We start from the raw sequence: 17,443 nt of genomic DNA on the forward strand, positions 1-17,443 counted from the left end.
AGGAGCCCCCTGCCATGAACCTCAAACGCATCGTCAAGACAATGAACCAGGAATACCGCAGCAGCCTTTTTTATAAGAAAGTTCTGTATTCCTATCTCCTGGCTACCTGCGTCATTTTCCTCCTCTTCACCATCGTCCTGTTCCTGCTCGTGAACAAGGACTACAGCCACACACTGGAAGGCATGCAGGACTATGCCATCACCCAGGCCTACAATGTGAACCAGACCACCTTGAAAGATATCATCAACAACTGCTACACCATCCTGGACAGGGCAGCTATGAACAATATTCTGTATGGAAATAATTATGATAATGCGCTGGCCCTGGAGGCGCTGGAACTCCATGACAATATCCGCATGGCAAGTTCGCTGGTGCAGTCCGTCTATTTCATTAATTTTCAGACAGGGACCATTCTGGACCACAGCGGCCGGACTTCCATCGACAACCATATCGACAGCGGGGTATTCGAGATGCTGGCGGATATGACTCCCGGCATGAGGCCTCTGTTCTGCTATCCACGGTTCATCGACTGCAATCTCAGCGGCACCATCCGGCGGGATGTTCCTGTCCTCTCCATGGCATTCTATTCCAACCCTGCCGGCGCCATGGTGGTGAACCTGGACTATGAGACCTACTGCGGCATGCTCTCTTTGAACGACAGCGAATATATCGATATCATTCTGGTCAGCAGCGCCGGAAAAGTAATGTCCGCCTCAGACCAGGACCTGTTCGGCACGGACTATACAGACAATGAGCTGTACCGCCAGATTCAGGAGTCCGCTGAGAACCGGGGTTCTTTCCTGTATCATCCGGCCGGACAGCCCCCCCAATCCATCAAATACATCAAGAATATCGGGCTGGGCATCACATATATCTGCAGCCTGAGCAGTATGCAGATTTATCCGGAAAACTCTACGCTTTCCACCTTACTGCACTATTCCGCCATCTACCTGGCCATCGGGCTTACGCTGTCCTTCCTGCTGAGCTGGATCATCTACAATCCTCTCAGACAGCTGAAGACTTACATAGCCGCCCATCCGGTGCTGTCTCCTGAGGAATCCGCTCTGTCAGATGACAAATCGCCGGCGCCAGGCAATGATTTTGATTATCTGTCCCAGGCTTACCGGAAGATTCTGAACATCAACACAGACCTTCAGCAGGTCAGCCACGCCTATATGAAAGAGCAGAGCAAAAAGCTCTTAAAATCCCTGCTGACGGACGCCTCCGGTGCCTTTGGCCAGTACTCCGCGGAACTGGAGGCGCTGAATGCCAGCCTGGGCGAGAAGAACAACCTGATCCTGCTGCTGGGAATCGATTCTTTCACATCCGATCAGTCCGGAGTCCATGCCGAGACCAGCCTGTTAAAGTATGTGGTCCAGAATGTGACGGAGGAGCTGCTGTCCTCCACGGTCATTGCACGGCATATCGAGACAGAATCGCCTTTCGTCATTTTCCTGCTGAACTTCAACGAGCCCAACACGGAAGAAATCATCCGGCTTCTGCAGGAGGCCCAGAGCTTCATTCTGAAGCATTATAAGATTACTTTCTCCGCAGGAATCGGAGATACTGTGGAAGAACTGACAGAGCTGTCATTATCTTATCAGAGCGCTTACGAGGCCTTCTCCCGGCGTTTCGTTACAGGGAACGGATCCATCCTTGCAGCCGCCAATCTGCGGCTGACTCCTGCCCTGGAGCAGCTCTATCCTTATGAAATCAGCGATTCCCTGCTCAATGCCGTCAAATCCCTTTCCCCGGAGACCGCCTCCCGATATGTGCATGATTTCGTCGCCGCTATACGCACCTACCGCATTGAGCAGATTCTCTTTCATATTCTGCAGCTGGTCACTTCCCTCCAGCGCCTGGAGCTGATGAACTATATCGCGGCAGACGGTGAATGGGATTACAAGTCTCTGGAGCAGAGCACCCTGAATGCCATAGAAATCCGTCTGGCGGAAAGGTGCGCAGGCGACATCGAGCAGCTGTCCAAGACCAAGGAAGCCGACTCCGGCAAGAAAGAACTGATAGGCGAAATCATAGGCCTGGTAGAGGACAATCTCTACAATCCCGACTTATCGGTGGTATTCCTTGCAGACCATGTCCATCTGTCGGTGAATTATCTGCGGAATGTGTTCAAGGAAAATACCGGGGATTCCCTCTCCTCCTATATCACCCAGAAAAAGCTGGCTCTGATCTGCAATCTGCTGCTGAATACGGATATGTCTCTGTCGGAAATCAGCGATAAGCTGGGCTTTTCTACAAAGAACTATTTCTTCACCTTTGTGAAAAAGCATACCGGGATGACGCCCGGGGATTACCGCAAGAAAATGAAGAAAGACTGACCGGAAGACAGGTAAAAGGCAGCCGCCGGTATTGCGCTCCTGCAATATCCCGCGGCTGCTTTTCTGACTTTTTTGACATTACAACTGTTTCGCTATCCTTTCACAGACCCCACTGTCAGGCCCTGCACGAAATACTTCTGCAGGAATGGGTACAGCAATATGATAGGCCCTGTGGAGACCACGATGGTAGCCATGCGGTAGGCATAAGTGGGAAGGGACACGGAGTTCAGCCCCACCGCCTCCGCAGGCTGGCTGGCCGCATAGTTCACCTGGCGCAGAATCCTCTGGATCAGGTACTGCAGGGTGTAGTACTGGCCGTGGTTGGAGTCGATGTACAGCAGGCATTTGTACCACTCGTTCCAGTAGCTTAAGGCGTAGAACAGTCCGATGGTGGCAATGCCCGGCAGGGAAATGGGGAGGATGATCTTGAAAAGGATGATGATGTCATTGGCCCCGTCTATCTTGGCGGATTCTGCCAGGGAATCCGGAATTCCGTTAAAAAAGTTACGCATCAGCAGGATGTTCCATGCATTGCAGATGGCCGGGAATATCAGCACCCAGATGGTGTTCTGGAGCATCAGGGTCTTGGTCATCAGCAGGTAGTTGGCCACCAGGCCGCCGTTGAAGAGCATGGTAAAGTAAATGAACAGCGCCAGCGCGGAGCGGCTCTTGAAGTTCTTCACGCTCATGGCATAGGCCACGGCGCAGGTGAACAGCATGGACAGTAAGGTGCCGAACATGGTGATGAATATAGTCACCAGATATGCCTGGGGGATGTCAGAGCTCACTGTCACCAGCCTGTAGGCATCCAGCGAGAACTCTCCGGGCCACAGGGAATACCCGTACTGGTTCAGGGTCTGCTCCTGCGTCAGGGAGGAGGACACCACCAGAATGAAAGGAATCAGGCACGCGATGGAGAACAGGGTAATGAACAGATAGAAGAATCCGTTCAGGACTTTGTCCCCTGTGGTCATTTTTATCTTTGATTTTGCAGCATATGTTTCATCGGAAATTTGTTTTGCCATATTAGCCTCCTGAATAAAGTATTTTTTAGAATAAAGCGGAATCCGGATCCAGCTTCCTGGTGAGCGCGTTGGTGGCCATGACGATGACGAAGCCCATGACTGACTGGTAGAAGCTCACCGCCGCGGACTGGCCTATATTCGTGGATTCCACCAGCATGCGGTACACATAGGTGTCGATGACGTCCGTGGTGCGGTACAGCATGGAGTTGGTCCCCACCAGGTTGTAGATCATGCCGAAATCGCCGTTGAAAATCTTACCGATATTCATGATGAACAGCATGATGGCCGTGGTCTTCAAAAGCGGCAGGGTCAGGTAGCGGATACATTGGCCCCTGGTGGCGCCGTCCACTCTGGCGGCCTCGAACATTTCCTGATCCAGGCCCGCTATGGTGGCCAGGTATACGATGGAGCCGTAGCCCGCCCCCTGCCAGATCCGCAGGAACACCAGCAGCGCGGGCCATACGCCGGCGTCCTGATAGAAGTTGATTTTCTCCAGGCCTATGGAGGTCAGGAAATTGTTGATGAAGCCGTTCTGGGTCTTCAGCAGCGCCTCGCACAGCAGGGCGATTACGGTCCAGGAGATGAAGTGGGGCAGGATGACTACAGACTGGGTAATCTTTTTGAACATCTTGTTGCCCACCTCCGAAAGGGCGATGGCAATGAAGATGGAGACCACCATGGAAGTCACGATGAACAGGGCGTTCAGGAAAATCGTGTTGAACGTGACGCGGAAAAACGCATCCGAGCCGAAGAAAGCCTGAAAGTTCTTCAGCCCCACCCATTCGCTTCCCCACAGTCCCTGTGTGGGCTGGTACTTCTTGAAAGCGGTCAGCAGGTAGACCAGCGGGCTGTATGCGAAGATACAGAACCACAGAATGGCCGGCAGGCACAGCAGGCACAGATAAGGATTATGCTTGATGTCGTAAGCCAGTCCCGCCAGAAAGCCGCCTTTTTTCTTTTTTGATTGTTTCGTAGCAGATTTCATACTCTTTCCCTCTTTCTTTCATAAATGTTAAGGCCTATTTTAGAACATTTTTCCGCAGAATAAAATCCAATAAGTAAAGCACCTGCGGCAGAATCAAAATTCATATCGCCAGGTGCTCTCTGTTTTGACGGTTTAAAAGTTAATGGATTGGTATAAAATGTAACAATGACTATGATTCCGGCAGTATAATCCGATAACGTTCCCTCTCAACTGTGGGAATGCCAGCCGGGCTCCAGACCCAGCACATCCACGGGCCTCTTCTCCTCCCGGAAACCCTGTGCCAGATGGCTGACTGCCTCCTGGTCGCTGCCCCCATAGGAGCGGTACCATACGCCCTTTCCAGATTCCTTTCGCGATTTTTTCCAGTCCCATGTTTTTTCCTTTCCTTTTTCTGTCTATATTTCATTGATATCTTGCCGTATTACCGTACATTTTTCCACGATGACGCTTTCCCTTTCGTCCGGCCTTTTTTTGTGGAGAATCCAATCCTCCAACATCAGGTTCCTGACATTCCGGCAATCCAGGAATACCGCGCGGCTCCAGTCAGGATAGTAATTCTCCGAAAAGATTCCCTCTGCCTCTTTCTTCCTGTCCGGCACTTTGGGATATTCTGAGGGAATCTCGCTTTTCTTCACGCCGCCAATGGCGGTATAGAGTATATTTTTCAAAATCACATTCTCAATGGGATGATTCTCCTCCGCGTCTATCCGCATGCCGCCGAAGCGCGGGCTCCCCATACAATCGTCCGTAAAACGATAATGGGTATGCTCCATCTCCCGTTCATCCGTAATCGTCATATCGGATATCAGGATATTGCGCAGAGTGCCGATTGACGGTATTTCGGTAAGTTCCAGGGAACTTCCATAGTCCTCCGGCTCGAAGCGGTTGTTCAGGAGAATCCACACCGGCCTGGACACATTTTTCATGGTGATTCCCCGCGCCACGATATCGCAGATTCTGCCGCCCTCGCTGCATTCTATCTTGATACCCTCCCGCCAGACGTCCCGGAAAGTGCAGTTGGAAATCACTACATTGCTTATGCTGCCGATGGATTTCAATCCGATGCGGATGCCGGCGCACAGGGAAGTGAATTCGCAGTTCACAATATGCACATCTTCCACCGGGTACTCTTTTGAGGAAGACTGCAGGCACAGATTGTCGTCTGTTCCCCGGATGCGGCAGTCGGACACAAAGACATGGCTGCATCCGTCAAAATCCAGACCATCCCCATTGTATCTGCGCTCGTTTCGGATGTCAACACCGCGGATCCGGATATCCGTACTGTCCAAAAAAGCCGTGGTCCAGGCCGCCGCATTGTGGAGCCGGACATTCTCCACGAAAATGTGCCTGCACCTTAGCACGCGTAACAGCATGGGCCTGTAAATGCTTCCCTCGTTGGGAAAGGCCTCCGCATTGCCGTCAATCCGGCCATATCCCACGATGCCGATATTCTCCGCGTCCGCCGCGAACAGAAAACATCTGTCCAGCGCCTCCTCGTTCCGATAGCGGTTGTGATGAGTGTCCGTCCCATAGTCCGCGATATCTCCGCTTGCCAGCAGCGTAGCTGAAACCGACACTTCCAGCATCACATTGGACCTTAGATACAGGCCGCCCGACAAGAATACGCCGCCTGCCAAAAGCACTGTCCCGCCGCCTGCCCGGGCGCACTCGTCGATGGCGCGCTGGATGGCTGCCGTATCCCTGGCGGCACCGTCTCCTTTCGCCCCGTATCGCCTTACATCAAATATAACATCCTGTCCTTTTCCGCCTGAATATGATTTATCCATACAAGCGCCCTGCCTTTCCCCTGTGCTCTTCACAGCATCTCATCCAGGAAGTCGTAGCATTCCCCATACCACTGATGGCCGCCCTCGGGCGTTACATGCGCCAGCCGCTCTTCCTGACCGTACAGCCGGTAAGCCTCTCTGATTCTGTCCACCTGCTCCCCGGGCCCCGCGATTCCGCGGTATCCGTTCAGCGGATCCGCAAGGCCATTCCCCACGAACAGAGGTCTGGGGGCAATCAGGGAACAGATATCGCTGATGTCTCCAAGCCGCCAGAGCCTTGGCGCATAATTGCAGGGACACAGGTGCACATCCAGGATACTGTCATAATATCCGTGCACATAGCCGCTGACCACCGCTGCCTGCATCCTGTCATCCATGGCCGCCAGCCACATGGCGTACTGTCCGCCCCCGGAAAAGCCCATGCATCCAATCCGTTTTCCGTCTATTTCTTTTTGTTTCACCGCAAAGTCTGTCAGCCGCATCAAATCCCATATCTCCAGGGCCGTCAGGCTCAGGCCAAAAGCTTCTGCCGTCTGGGCCAAATCCTTGCAGGAGCATCCCAGAGAATCGTCGCCTGGCGAGTCCTCTCCATCTACGGTACCTGGCACAGTTTCCTTATCTGTGGTTTCCAAAGAAGACGGCGCGAACGCCTTTGCCTCCCCTGAAAGAGGCTCTGTCCTCTCCCCATACCCCGGCGGGTCAGGACACAGCGCCACATAGCCTCTTTTGACAAGAGCAAGGCCGTATGCCTCTTTGGGAGACCTGGACAGCTTCTCCCGGACAGCTCTGCCCGCAGGTACGCCTGCTACGGTGTCCTTATTGGCTCCGTGCGCCGGAATGGCTATCATTGCCCTGCATGGCTTCTGTGCGGATGCTCCCTCCGGCACCAGCATGTAGAAAGGCATGTATACCTGGGGCAGGGTCTCCATCCGGAATTTGTACCTGGTATAGCCCTCTTCCTCCACACATTCCAGCTGCTCCACCGGCCAGGGAAAGGAATCCATAGTCCCCATCCCATTCCCGCTTTCCGGCTGCTTTTCAGGCTTTATCCATCTGGCGCTAATTTCCTCCAGTATGTCAAGCCCCAGCGTTTCTTTCAGCGCCTGTTTAAACTCCTGTTTCCACTGCGTGATTTCCTCCGGAGTCTGCGCCTGAAACTTATACTGCTGTCCCATATCGGCATACAGATTCTGGAAGAATTTTTTATAAGAATACATCCCGGCCATTCCTGTCTCCTTTCTCCGCTGCTGTTCCTACTGCTGATGCACAGTTCCCGCTTCGCGGAATTTTTATCTGTATAAACGGCATTTAATTCCTGCCAGCCGTTAAACTCAGCAAGTCGTGCCGTTTATCTGGTTTGTGTGCAAGATTCAGTCACCGAGTATATAATTTGCGGATTACCACAACAGACTGCCTGTGCCTTTCACCTTATAGACGGCTTCTATAAAATAATAGTCCGCATAGCTCATGGTGAAATGATGCTCCGGGGAATGGTAGGCGCCGCTGCAGTTTAGCACAATGGCATCGCAGGTCTCGCCGAAGTCCGCCCGGCTGTCCGCTATGGCCCGGAGAATCTTAATTGCCGCGTCCTCATATTTTTCCCGTTCTCCCTCCGGCAGATTCTTCGCCAGTTCCAGCAGGCCTCCGGCAATCACGCAGGCTCCGCAGGAATCCTCATAGGCCAGCTGCGGCGGCTGGCAGAAGTCCACAGGGATGATACCGCTCTCCGGGATATGCGTCAGGCAGTAATCCGCCACACGTTTTGCCGTATCCAGATATTCCTGCTTTCCTGTGTGCAGGTAGCTGATTGTAAAACCGTACAGCGCCCATCCCTGGCCTCTCGTCCAGGCGGAGCCTTCGCAGCAGCCCTGGCCGCCGAGGCTTCGCAGCATCCTGCCTGTCTCCGGATCGAACTCCACGATATGGCATACGGAGCCGTCAGGCCGGATAAAATTCTTCTGCACGGTGTCCGCGTGCATCATGGCGATCTGGCGGAATCTGGGGTCTTTGCTCTCCTCGCTGGCCCAGTACAAGAGAGAGAGGTTGAACATGCAGTCGATGATGGCCCAGCCTCTGGTGTCCTCCTCCAGATCATTCCATGCCCGGATGAATTTCCCCACAGGGTTAAAGCGCCCCGCCAGCAGGTTGGCCGCGTGCATGGCGGTTCTTCTGGAGCCCGGATTCCCGGTGAGACGGTAGTCCGCCACCGCAGTGGGTACGAACATGAATCCTACGTCATGGTGCAGGCCGTAGAAATCCCGGAAACATTGTTCCATCTTCTGCTCCGAGACGCGGGCGATCTCAGCATACCTCTGTTCGCCCGTATCCTGGTACAAGAGCCACATAATGCCGCCCCAGAAGCCGTTGGTCCACCAGTTCAGGCCGTCATCGATGCGCCACTCCTTTGCGGGGTCTGACCTGTCGTCATAGTCGCCGTTCCCGTCGGTCCTGTAGGGGATCTTATTCTTGTTCTTTTCACTGACCCATTCCATTTTTCCGCGTATTTTTTCGATTATGGTATCCGCCCATTCTTCGTAACGCTGCATGATTTACCTCCTGCTCCTCTTTTAATTCCTCTCCTGCCCATCCGGTGCCATGACCTGACAGAGCAATTCCCGTCTATAGTGCAGCCGATAATTTCTCCGGGCGCCAGTTGGGCAGGAGCTGTTTTTGTTACGGTTCCGTCATGCGCTTTCGTGCATGGCATCCTTTCAGTTCAATACCTGACCGGCCTGCACTTCGAACCAGTCAAAATCCGCATATTTTCCGAAACCCGTCAAATCCTGACAGCAGATTCCCACCATGGCCCCGGTGAACCACCCCTCCGTGCAGGCTTCATCCGACAGAAAGCTGCCATTGATGCGCGGGCCTGTCTGCTGGATGGCCTCTCCGCGGAATCCGCAGAAGAACTGCACCCAAGTTCCTCGCAGCGAAAGCTTCAGTTCGATATCGCGGTTCTCTTCTATCGGGATATAGTCCGTCAGATACTCGTACCTTTTGTTCTCCGCCCTCAGCAGGGTGATGCATTTTCCCACATCCTCGTCACGGGAGATGTGCAGATACAGGTAATTGTCCGTATCATACATCAAAATCAGCCCTGCCATCTGCTTGAAGACTTCTGGCTCAAACGCAACACAGCACCCTGCATCCATATGGTATTCCGTCACTCTCCTGGCGATCAGGGTCTGTGAAAACCGAGAGGAAAGGCCGCTTCTCCCATACATCCTAAGCCATCCCGGGCGCTCCGTCAGGGAGATGTAATGTCCGTCCAGGGGAATCCGCAGGGACTGATAGTCCAGATGCAGAGTCGGCATATCAAAGTCATCTCTTGTAAAATCATGCTCCGCGAACTTTGCATCTTGAGCCGAATCCTGCATGGTACCCGTCCGCAGCGGAGCACTCTCCCGAACCATGTTTCCATGTCCTGATATCCCTGCTGTACTCCCGGGCAAGTCTATGCGATCCAGCGGTTCTGCCTCCTCACAGGGTACATTCCCACAACGCGGCGGCTCCACCGTCTCCCTGGGCACGTTGCCGCCATCCGCCAGCTCCAGCCACCCGTCCCGGGTCCAGTGCATCCTCTGGATGGCCGTCTCCCTGCCCAGCATGTAGCGCCTGGCCCCGGCGAAGCGCTCCGCATCCTCCGGATTCCGGTCTTCTGAGGCCCTGCCGCACAGATGCACCGCGTACCATTCCCCCTCCGGCGTCTCCACCAAATCGCAATGCCCGGCTTTCTGGAGCAGGATATCCTCGTGATGGCGGGAAGTCAATACTGAGTACGCCTCCCCCTCCTGTCTGTATGTGTCCTCCGGCCGGTACATCTCATAAGGCCCCCAGATATCCCTGGCTCTCTGTATAGTCTGTCCGTGAGCCTCCCCTGTGCCGGTATCCGCACTGAATAGATAATACCAGCCATTCCGCTTGAAAATATGAGGCCCCTCCAGAAAGATGCCGTCCGCCCGGTAGATATCTTTGACCGGCCCGGTCATTCGTCTGTTGGCCGCGTCAAACTCCTGCAGCACCAGCCGCCCCACATATTTCTTCGGCACTCTGTGGTCCGTTACCATGCTGACCATGTATTTGCGGCCGTCGTCATCGTGGAACAGCGAGGGGTCAAAGCCGAAGTTGTTCAGCGCCGCCGGCTCTGACCAGGGGCCGTGAATGTCCTGCGCCGTCACCAGATAGTTTTCCGTGTCGTACATGTTGCAGTAGAAAGCCTTTACCACCGTATAGACCAGATAGAAGATGCCTTTGTCGTAAGTCAGGCAGGGAGCCCATATCCCCTGAGAAGGCCCTACTCCCCGCAAATCCAGCTGGGAAGTTCGGGTGAGGGGATATTCTATCAGATTCCAGTGAATCAGATCTTTTGAATGATGGAGGCGCACTCCCGGCCACCATTCAAAGGTGGATGTGGCGATGTAATAGTCCTCTCCTACCCGGATAATCGAGGGATCCGGGTGGAAACCGCGCAGGATGGGATTGTGAATCATGGAGATTCCTCCTTCTGTAATTCTTCTTTTCTTACACTCTATCATATTGACATATTTTTTTCTATTTCATAAAATGTAATCAACTGACATTTTCTGTATTTTGAATCATCATCAGGGTGCTGTCCCTGGTGCTTTTGGCAGGAGACGGGACGTCGTCCAGGTATTGCCCGCGGCTGCGGGGAGATAAGGAGGCTGACATGATTACAGTGAATCTATGCGGCTATGACTCCATGCATAAAATGGCATTCAACCGTTCCTATCCTGGCGGTTATGAGGATTATGCTTTACTGTTCATCAAGACGGAGTGTTTTTTTGAAGTCAATGGAAAGATAAAGGATTTCCCGCCGAACACGGTAATGATTTACGGGGTGCATTCCCCTGTCCATTATGGTTGCAGGAATTCCCACTATAATGATGACTGGATTCACTTCGAGCTGCATGGGGAGGACGCGAATCTGCTCCATGAACTTGCAATTCCTGTCGGCCGCCCCTTTACGCTTCCCTTTCTGGGGACGCTGACGGATTATGTCAGGCTGATTGTACAGGAAAAACTGTCTGCCCATTCCCACAGCCGTCAGGTGACAGATTCCCTGATGCATGCACTGCTTTATTCCCTGGCCAGCCAGCTGCAAACGGTCCCTGACGGCAATATGAACCATAAATATTATTATCCCATGAATGAGCTGCGCATGGAGATTCTGAATGCCCCCTATCAAAAATGGGATACACCCCGGCTGGCCCAAAGGCTCCACCTAAGCATATCCCATTTTCAGCACTTATATAAACAATTTTTCGGAACCACCTGCATCCAGGACATCATACAGGCCCGGATAAAGCATGCCCAGCTCTATCTGTGCATTTCGGAGATGTCCATCTCCTCCCTTGCCTCTTTTTGCGGCTATGACAATGAGCTGCACTTCATGCGCCAGTTCAAGAAGCAGACCGGCATGACCCCCAGCCAGTACCGGGAGAGTCATCGCAGGCAGGGCGGGGAGCGGGTATCGCTCTACTGACTCTGCTATATCGCCATACGCAACAGCGCTTTGGGCTGCCCCCTCTAAACTACCACGCCTTTCTGCAGCATGATATTGGCATACAGGGCGCGCTCCCCCGTAGCGATGATGGCATACGCGCTCCTGGCCTCCCGATAGAAAGCAAAGCGCTCAATCTGTCCGATTGCGCCGGCTCCGCGGTCGTCTGCGCTTCCTACGATTTTCTCATAGGATTTCCAGATGGGCGTCTCCACCATGTCCCCGGGCATGACCTGCATCAGGTTCACGGGATGCTCCGCATAGGTATCCAGCGGGAACAGCTGCAGGATCGCCTCCAGCACTTCGCAGGCCCCATGGCCGTCCATGCGGATGACAATGGCATCCTTCCCCATGGATTCTGCCGGGAAATTGCCATCGGCGATGACCAGCCTGTCGCTGTGCCCCATCTCGCACAGCACTTTCAACAGTTCCGGGGATAAGATTTTGGGAATTCCTTTCAGCATACTATCTGTCTCCTTATTTGGGCAGTGACTTGAACAGCCCTCATCTTCTATATCCGCCCCTATGCCTCCTCATACATCCTCATGATGTAATGTTTCGCTCTCTGGTTGTTCTCCGGCCTTGTGTCCTCCAGCGTGGCATGGATGAAAGGTTTGTGCTCTTTCATGAATTTCAGGATAGGTCTGTAGTCCATCTCTCCCTGTCCGCATCCCATAGAGACTAATTTTCCGTCCCGCAGCACACAGTCCTTCAGATGGACCACCGCCACATCGGATCCCAGCAATTCCACGGCCTCTCCTATGACAGAATCCCTCTCCTCATAATTTGCCGCATCCAGCAGGTTCACAGGATCGAAGATGATCTGCAGATTCGGAGAAGCTATCTCGTCCAGCACTCTCCGCGCCCGCCCGGGCGTGCTCACGATATGGCGGTAGACCGGCTCGATGCCTATCACCACTCCCATCTTCTCGGCGTATGCCACGACAGGCTTTAAATTTTCTATAAAAGTCTGCAGCGCCTCCTCCGTATGGCACTCCGGCGTAAAAGTATAGGTCTCGTTAGGCGCGCCGGTCTCCGTTCCCACCACGCCGCAGCCCAGCCATGACGCAAATCGGATATGCGCCAGATAATGGCGGACCGTCTCTGCCAGCTGCTCCTTATTGGGATTCGCCAGATTTAAATAACATCCCAGCACGGCGATGTCCACCTGATTCCTGGCGAACACGTTCTTTATGTACATAGCGAGTCCCGGCGTCAGAGCCTCATCCGTGGTGGGAAACTCATCTATTGCCTTCGACAGGGCCAGATGGCCGCATGCGAAACCCAGCCTGTGCACATCTGCGATACGCTCCTCGAAAGGCAGCTTCGTCGTGTCATGTAATCTGATTCCTAACTGCATGATTCATTCCTCCGTTTTTTAGCGATATTTCCTGTGACAAGTTATTTCTCCTGTAAAAAGGATAATACGCTTTTACGGATAAATCAAGCAATTTTTCTTTCACCCATAACACTCAGTCCAAAGACTCGTATTTCTCTTCCCTGTTTATTTCTTTTGCTACTACCACGAACCGTCCGTCCTCCACATGATAGGCACAGGTGGACAGCGTCAGGAAGTGATCTCCCAGTTCAGCTGTCACTCCTGTATCATGCAATGACATTTCCTTTATATTGTCATAGAAGTAGTCAAACTCCATCTCATTGTCCGCCTTGAAGAAATTATAATACTTGAATACTAAATCCGTAGGATAATAAACCTGACTGTAAAAGACAGATATGACTTCATATTCTCTCTTATCCGTCCTTGTATAGATTTCCATATGCTTATGCTCTGCACAATAATTTTCATCCTCATATTGCATCAGGCCTCCGAACATGGTTCCCGCTTTCATATTATGTCCGTGAATGATGAGGTTCGTGGTTTGGTTTTCTCCAAAAGGCTGACTATCAACATCTAAAAGGAGACAGCCTGCTTTGTCCTCATTTCCATAAAAATCACGGTTCAGATAATAATTCTCATCCTCCGGAGTCTGCATGACAGGATAGTCAATGGCCGTCCCATCTACCACCAGCCAAAACGCCATGTCCCCGTTCTGCAGAAAAAGATCTGCATAAGGATTCTTCTCCAGAGGCGCAGGAGTCGGAGATGGCTGAACCTCTGGTTCTTCTGTGGGTTCCGCTATACTTTCAGGTTCCAGTTCTACCCTCAATTCCTCCATTTTAGTCTCTGACTCCATCTCCTGACCATAAAAGTTACGCAACAGACATATCATCACGATTGCTGCTGCCACCGCCACAACCAGGCCTGCAACCGCGATTATCTTCCACTTATCTGTACCTGCATTTTCCTTATTCTCTTCCATCTTGATTCCCTTTCTCGGTTTCTTTTCTCCGGCACTCATTCTCACATACCGCAATTACCAGAAAAATGAGCGGAGTAGATACCACTTGTCCAAAGCTGAAAAACTGATTCGCCACATAGGCGCCCACAGCCATCATACCAGCCATCATCCTCCGATTCTCTCTGCTGTTCTTCCAAAATCTGCGAAATGCCGAGAGGAAAAAGCCCAGATAAGCCATCAATCCAAGAATTCCCTCATTTACCAGCATGTTCAGCCACTCATTGTGCGCATTGGCATATACCGCCTCCATCCATTTCCCGGTTGTCTCTATGTCAATCATTTCGACCTCATAGAAATAGCGCGCAAAACAGTCCGGACCCACACCATATAGCTTTCGCACAAAATCAGTCCTGCAGAATCCATTCCATACAGCCGTCCAGAGTTTTCCCCGCATACTACCCCATTCAGCATCAAACCGCAAAAATCCGGAACTTCCAAAAAAATGCCAGACAGAATCTGATACCTGACATCCCGCAAGTACCAGCACACCGGCAAGCACCAGCACCACTCCCAGCACCAGCACACCCTTAAGCACCCTTCCATTCTCCAGCCAGTTTCTGCCCGTTCTCCTGTAAATCATCCGAAGCGCCACGATTCCCGCCCCCAGTATCCCCAGAGGAATCCCCCACACAGGCGTGATTACCTTTTCAATCGTCTCCTCCATGTCATAGGTGAGTATCAAGTGCAGCCGGGTCAGCCACATCAAGAAGCAAAGCAGCGGCACCAATACCGCAGTCTCCAAGAAACGCAAAAACGCTCTCATATCCTTCAGAGAGGCCAGCAGGAGGACGACATACATTGCCCCCATGGCTATATATCCGCTGGAACTCCCCTGCAGAAAGATTGCGCCTATTCCAACAAAGGCAGCAGCCCAGGCAGGAATCCGTTTCCATCCCTCCCCTGCCCAGAAGCAATACAGCAGAAGCGGAACTGTCACCGCCAGATAGCCGCAGTACCAATTGATATTCCCAACGGTAGAAAGAAGGTTCCTCCGGTTCCACTCCCACCAGTTCATCCCCTCAAATGTACCCAGGGGGTCGTATCCTATACGGTTCAGCACCCCAAGCAGGCACACCGCGGACATGCTGAGCCAGACAATGCCGGAAATCATTTTCTCCCTCTCGTACCATCTGCTCACCAGGAAATATCCCCCCACCAGGAAAAGCTGTGTCAGCAGCCCCATATACCAGCCGGAGAAGCCTATGAGCGCAGTGTCCTTGTAGGCGCTGAACAGATACGACAGCATGGAAAACACTGCGAAGCAGATTGCAAAAACATCTGTTCCGGAATACATGCCCCATATCTCGCTCCATTCCCCCGGTTTCTTCCTCAGGGAACACCTCCCGTGCCGCCGCCTGTAAATGCCGCGCACAGCGGCACCGGCCAACCACAACAGCAGAAAAATCAGCGATACACTCCGGAAAAAGAGGTATTTCGCATCGGCCAGCATATAGAAGCCGTCTTTCATATAAAGCGGCAGCGCCGCAAAAATCAACAACAGATATGCGGACGCAACCATCTTCTGAAAACCTGCATATTTCGTCTCCATTTATCCCATCCTCCAGGCTCTTCTACCGAAAAATGGAGGGGGAAAGATGACTTTCCTCCTCCATTCACAGCCTTGCCTATTTAAAAAGATTATGCTCTTTTCTTCTTATTCAGGGCAACTACTGTCATAGCAACCGCTGCAAGGCATACAGTAGCGGTAACAGGCACTGCTACAGGCAACTCATCACCAGTCTTGGGAACGGAATCCTTTGAAAGACTGCTCAGCGAACCCTTGGCAACAGGAGCTATTGCATAAGCAGAGAACCTGTCAGTCTCAAATGTAACTGTTGCAGGATCGCTGTCCAAATCGGGCAGAATCGTCACAACGCCATTATGGATGCGGATAACCGCCATATCGTATACATTTCCGTCATACGGGGTTGCTACGACAAATCTAACAGGAGCGCTCAGCTGAGTCACTTTGGCGTCTTCAACATTTCTTCCATAAATCTGCATCGTAAGATCGAATGCATAGAAATCGCTGGTACCTAACTGCAGCGCTGTATCGCTGATTATCCTGTAAGCCGCCTCACCAGCCATTCCGGCAAAAGTAGGAACTACATACTCGCCCGCATTCAGTCCGGCTGCTCTGAACAGGACATTCTCAGATGTCGTAACCGCTGCTGCAACTCCCATCGTATTCTTTACCACGACTGAACTCTCCACTGTGGCTCCGGTAGATGTAGTCACAACAGAAGCCGTCGCCTCTCCTTCTGAAGACGCTCCGGGCGTTGTCACAGTGGTGTTATTGCTGGTTGCAGATACTACCATGCTCGGCAGACCTGTGATGTCAGCAATGGCCGGAGAAACGAACATTGCAGCCGTTGCCATCGCCATTGTCAAGGCTAAAAGTACACGTTTTTTCATTTTTCTTTCCCTCCTGGAATAATAATAATAGATATAGGGAACATGCCCTACTATATATTTATTTTACCCCCCCGGAAAAAAGTCAAGCCTTTTGGAAAAATTTAGGAAGAAATATATTCTATTTCGTCTATTGCCGTAAATCTATGGTATTGCTCCAGGCCTTCTTTCCATCCGCGTCCGTCACCTCCGCCCGGATGAATGTCTCGAAAGACTGGACTTCACAGGAGCTCTCCGTCAGGTTGCTGCCGCGGACGCACCTGTCCCTGGCCCAGACCGCATTGGAGAAAAAGGAGATGCGGACAGCCGGGGTACATCTCACGGCGATGCGGTTCCCCTCCCGGAGAAGATGGATTTCCGGGCCCTGGGTGGCGTAGAACGCCTTTCTCCGAATCGCCTCCAGCAGTTCGGCATCCGAGGCCTCCGGACTGCAGGCCAGCATGATATAGGAGGACGTCTCATCCTCTCCGTTGTAATAATGGGTATCGTCATCGGCGATCAGGGGATACAGCCGCCCCCTGCAGGCCGATGCGTCCACGAAATCCCCGGAATAAGGGCGGGAGGATTCCCCCGCGTCTGATACCGTGTTGTAGATTTCCGTGGCCCCGATTCCCTCCAGCCCCTTCGTCTGCTCCACCGTGTTCAGCGACCACGCCGGGTGGGCCAGCACTGCCATGCCGCCGCAGCCATTGATTTCATCGATTATGGCCTGGGGCCCGGCTTCTCTGTGGATACGCGGTTCCCGGCTACAGCCCAGCGCCAGGATATGGAACACGCCCTCCGCGCCGTTGCCGCCTCCCGCATTGTACTCCGCCCCGGAGAGGATGCGCAGGCCGCCGATTGCCCCACTTTCCCTGTATTTCCAGTGATCCGTCACCGCGATGATGTCATAGCCTGCCTCCCGGTATATGGCCGAGGCCTCTTCCGGCGTCTTCCGGCCGTCGGATTCCGTGGTATGGAGATGAAGGTTCACCTTCAGTCTAATCTGCCCGAACATGTCTGTCATCATAATTT

At 52.7% G+C, this 17,443-nt stretch carries 14 protein-coding genes; 2 read left to right on the top strand and 12 right to left on the bottom strand.

Annotation, left to right across the window (positions count from 1 at the left end; genetic code table 11):
- Positions 1–14: 14 nt before the first annotated feature.
- Positions 15–2,339, top strand: coding sequence for a helix-turn-helix domain-containing protein (locus NFS35_RS14855; RefSeq protein WP_251207904.1), 2,325 nt, complete (start codon positions 15–17; stop codon positions 2,337–2,339).
- Positions 2,340–2,431: 92 nt separating this feature from the next.
- Here the strand turns inward: NFS35_RS14855 and NFS35_RS14860 are convergent, their stop codons facing one another.
- The 6 genes from NFS35_RS14860 to NFS35_RS14885 all read right to left on the bottom strand — a co-directional run bounded on the left by NFS35_RS14860 (position 2,432) and on the right by NFS35_RS14885 (position 10,626).
- On the bottom strand, positions 2,432–3,364 hold the full coding sequence (locus NFS35_RS14860; protein WP_251207905.1) for a carbohydrate ABC transporter permease: 933 nt from the start codon (positions 3,362–3,364) through the stop codon (positions 2,432–2,434).
- 25 nt (positions 3,365–3,389) lie between these two features.
- Positions 3,390–4,349: an ABC transporter permease gene (locus tag NFS35_RS14865; protein WP_251207906.1), complete on the bottom strand. Its 960-nt coding sequence runs from the start codon at positions 4,347–4,349 to the stop codon at positions 3,390–3,392.
- A 395-nt stretch (positions 4,350–4,744) separates the two neighbouring features.
- Positions 4,745–6,136: a glycoside hydrolase family 28 protein gene (locus NFS35_RS14870; protein ID WP_251207907.1), complete on the bottom strand. Its 1,392-nt coding sequence runs from the start codon at positions 6,134–6,136 to the stop codon at positions 4,745–4,747.
- Between the two features lie 29 nt (positions 6,137–6,165).
- Positions 6,166–7,362, bottom strand: a complete 1,197-nt coding sequence (locus NFS35_RS14875) for an alpha/beta hydrolase family protein (RefSeq protein ID WP_251207908.1) — start codon at positions 7,360–7,362, stop codon at positions 6,166–6,168.
- Between the two features lie 171 nt (positions 7,363–7,533).
- The gene (locus NFS35_RS14880; protein WP_251207909.1) at positions 7,534–8,682 is read right to left on the bottom strand and encodes a glycoside hydrolase family 88 protein; all 1,149 of its coding nucleotides are present in this window, start codon (positions 8,680–8,682) and stop codon (positions 7,534–7,536) included.
- Positions 8,683–8,847: 165 nt separating this feature from the next.
- Positions 8,848–10,626 (bottom strand): glycoside hydrolase family 43 protein, encoded by a 1,779-nt coding sequence (locus NFS35_RS14885; RefSeq protein ID WP_251207910.1) that lies wholly within the window; start codon positions 10,624–10,626, stop codon positions 8,848–8,850.
- Positions 10,627–10,823: 197 nt separating this feature from the next.
- On the opposite strand from NFS35_RS14885, the gene NFS35_RS14890 reads away from it, so the two are divergent.
- Positions 10,824–11,639 (top strand): helix-turn-helix transcriptional regulator, encoded by an 816-nt coding sequence (locus tag NFS35_RS14890; protein WP_251207911.1) that lies wholly within the window; start codon positions 10,824–10,826, stop codon positions 11,637–11,639.
- A 44-nt stretch (positions 11,640–11,683) separates the two neighbouring features.
- On the opposite strand, the gene NFS35_RS14895 is transcribed toward NFS35_RS14890, so the two are convergent.
- The 6 genes from NFS35_RS14895 to NFS35_RS14920 all read right to left on the bottom strand — a co-directional run bounded on the left by NFS35_RS14895 (position 11,684) and on the right by NFS35_RS14920 (position 17,438).
- The gene (locus NFS35_RS14895) at positions 11,684–12,121 is read right to left on the bottom strand and encodes an RbsD/FucU family protein (RefSeq protein WP_251207912.1); all 438 of its coding nucleotides are present in this window, start codon (positions 12,119–12,121) and stop codon (positions 11,684–11,686) included.
- A gap of 59 nt (positions 12,122–12,180) precedes the next feature.
- Entirely contained in the window at positions 12,181–13,017 is an 837-nt protein-coding gene (locus tag NFS35_RS14900; RefSeq protein WP_251207913.1) for a sugar phosphate isomerase/epimerase family protein, read from the bottom strand.
- 112 nt (positions 13,018–13,129) lie between these two features.
- Positions 13,130–13,978, bottom strand: a complete 849-nt coding sequence (locus tag NFS35_RS14905) for a class B sortase (protein ID WP_251207914.1) — start codon at positions 13,976–13,978, stop codon at positions 13,130–13,132.
- Positions 13,965–15,566 (bottom strand): O-antigen ligase family protein, encoded by a 1,602-nt coding sequence (locus NFS35_RS14910; RefSeq protein WP_251207915.1) that lies wholly within the window; start codon positions 15,564–15,566, stop codon positions 13,965–13,967. Before NFS35_RS14910 ends, NFS35_RS14905 begins: the two co-directional genes overlap by 14 nt.
- An 89-nt stretch (positions 15,567–15,655) precedes the next feature.
- The gene (locus tag NFS35_RS14915) at positions 15,656–16,432 is read right to left on the bottom strand and encodes a hypothetical protein (protein WP_251207916.1); all 777 of its coding nucleotides are present in this window, start codon (positions 16,430–16,432) and stop codon (positions 15,656–15,658) included.
- Between the two features lie 127 nt (positions 16,433–16,559).
- Positions 16,560–17,438, bottom strand: coding sequence for a PHP domain-containing protein (locus NFS35_RS14920; RefSeq protein ID WP_251207917.1), 879 nt, complete (start codon positions 17,436–17,438; stop codon positions 16,560–16,562).
- Between the last annotated feature and the right edge of the window lie 5 nt (positions 17,439–17,443).

The organism is Acetatifactor aquisgranensis (assembly GCF_943193215.1).
Classification (GTDB): Bacteria; Bacillota; Clostridia; order Lachnospirales; family Lachnospiraceae; genus Acetatifactor; species Acetatifactor aquisgranensis.

What these genes read in the sequence shown, in the direction of transcription:
- NFS35_RS14875 (WP_251207908.1), bottom strand. Translation starts at nt 7,362, where the DNA reads ATGGCCGGGATGTATTCTTATAAAAAATTCTTCCAGAATCTGTATGCC.
- NFS35_RS14865 (WP_251207906.1), bottom strand. Translation starts at nt 4,349, where the DNA reads ATGAAATCTGCTACGAAACAATCAAAAAAGAAAAAAGGCGGCTTTCTG.
- NFS35_RS14895 (WP_251207912.1), bottom strand. Translation starts at nt 12,121, where the DNA reads ATGCTGAAAGGAATTCCCAAAATCTTATCCCCGGAACTGTTGAAAGTG.
- NFS35_RS14860 (WP_251207905.1), bottom strand. Translation starts at nt 3,364, where the DNA reads ATGGCAAAACAAATTTCCGATGAAACATATGCTGCAAAATCAAAGATA.
- NFS35_RS14900 (WP_251207913.1), bottom strand. Translation starts at nt 13,017, where the DNA reads ATGCAGTTAGGAATCAGATTACATGACACGACGAAGCTGCCTTTCGAG.
- NFS35_RS14870 (WP_251207907.1), bottom strand. Translation starts at nt 6,136, where the DNA reads ATGGATAAATCATATTCAGGCGGAAAAGGACAGGATGTTATATTTGAT.
- NFS35_RS14910 (WP_251207915.1), bottom strand. Translation starts at nt 15,566, where the DNA reads ATGGAGACGAAATATGCAGGTTTTCAGAAGATGGTTGCGTCCGCATAT.
- NFS35_RS14880 (WP_251207909.1), bottom strand. Translation starts at nt 8,682, where the DNA reads ATGCAGCGTTACGAAGAATGGGCGGATACCATAATCGAAAAAATACGC.
- NFS35_RS14915 (WP_251207916.1), bottom strand. Translation starts at nt 16,432, where the DNA reads ATGAAAAAACGTGTACTTTTAGCCTTGACAATGGCGATGGCAACGGCT.
- NFS35_RS14855 (WP_251207904.1), top strand. Translation starts at nt 15, where the DNA reads ATGAACCTCAAACGCATCGTCAAGACAATGAACCAGGAATACCGCAGC.
- NFS35_RS14890 (WP_251207911.1), top strand. Translation starts at nt 10,824, where the DNA reads ATGATTACAGTGAATCTATGCGGCTATGACTCCATGCATAAAATGGCA.
- NFS35_RS14905 (WP_251207914.1), bottom strand. Translation starts at nt 13,978, where the DNA reads ATGGAAGAGAATAAGGAAAATGCAGGTACAGATAAGTGGAAGATAATC.
- NFS35_RS14885 (WP_251207910.1), bottom strand. Translation starts at nt 10,626, where the DNA reads ATGATTCACAATCCCATCCTGCGCGGTTTCCACCCGGATCCCTCGATT.
- NFS35_RS14920 (WP_251207917.1), bottom strand. Translation starts at nt 17,438, where the DNA reads ATGATGACAGACATGTTCGGGCAGATTAGACTGAAGGTGAACCTTCAT.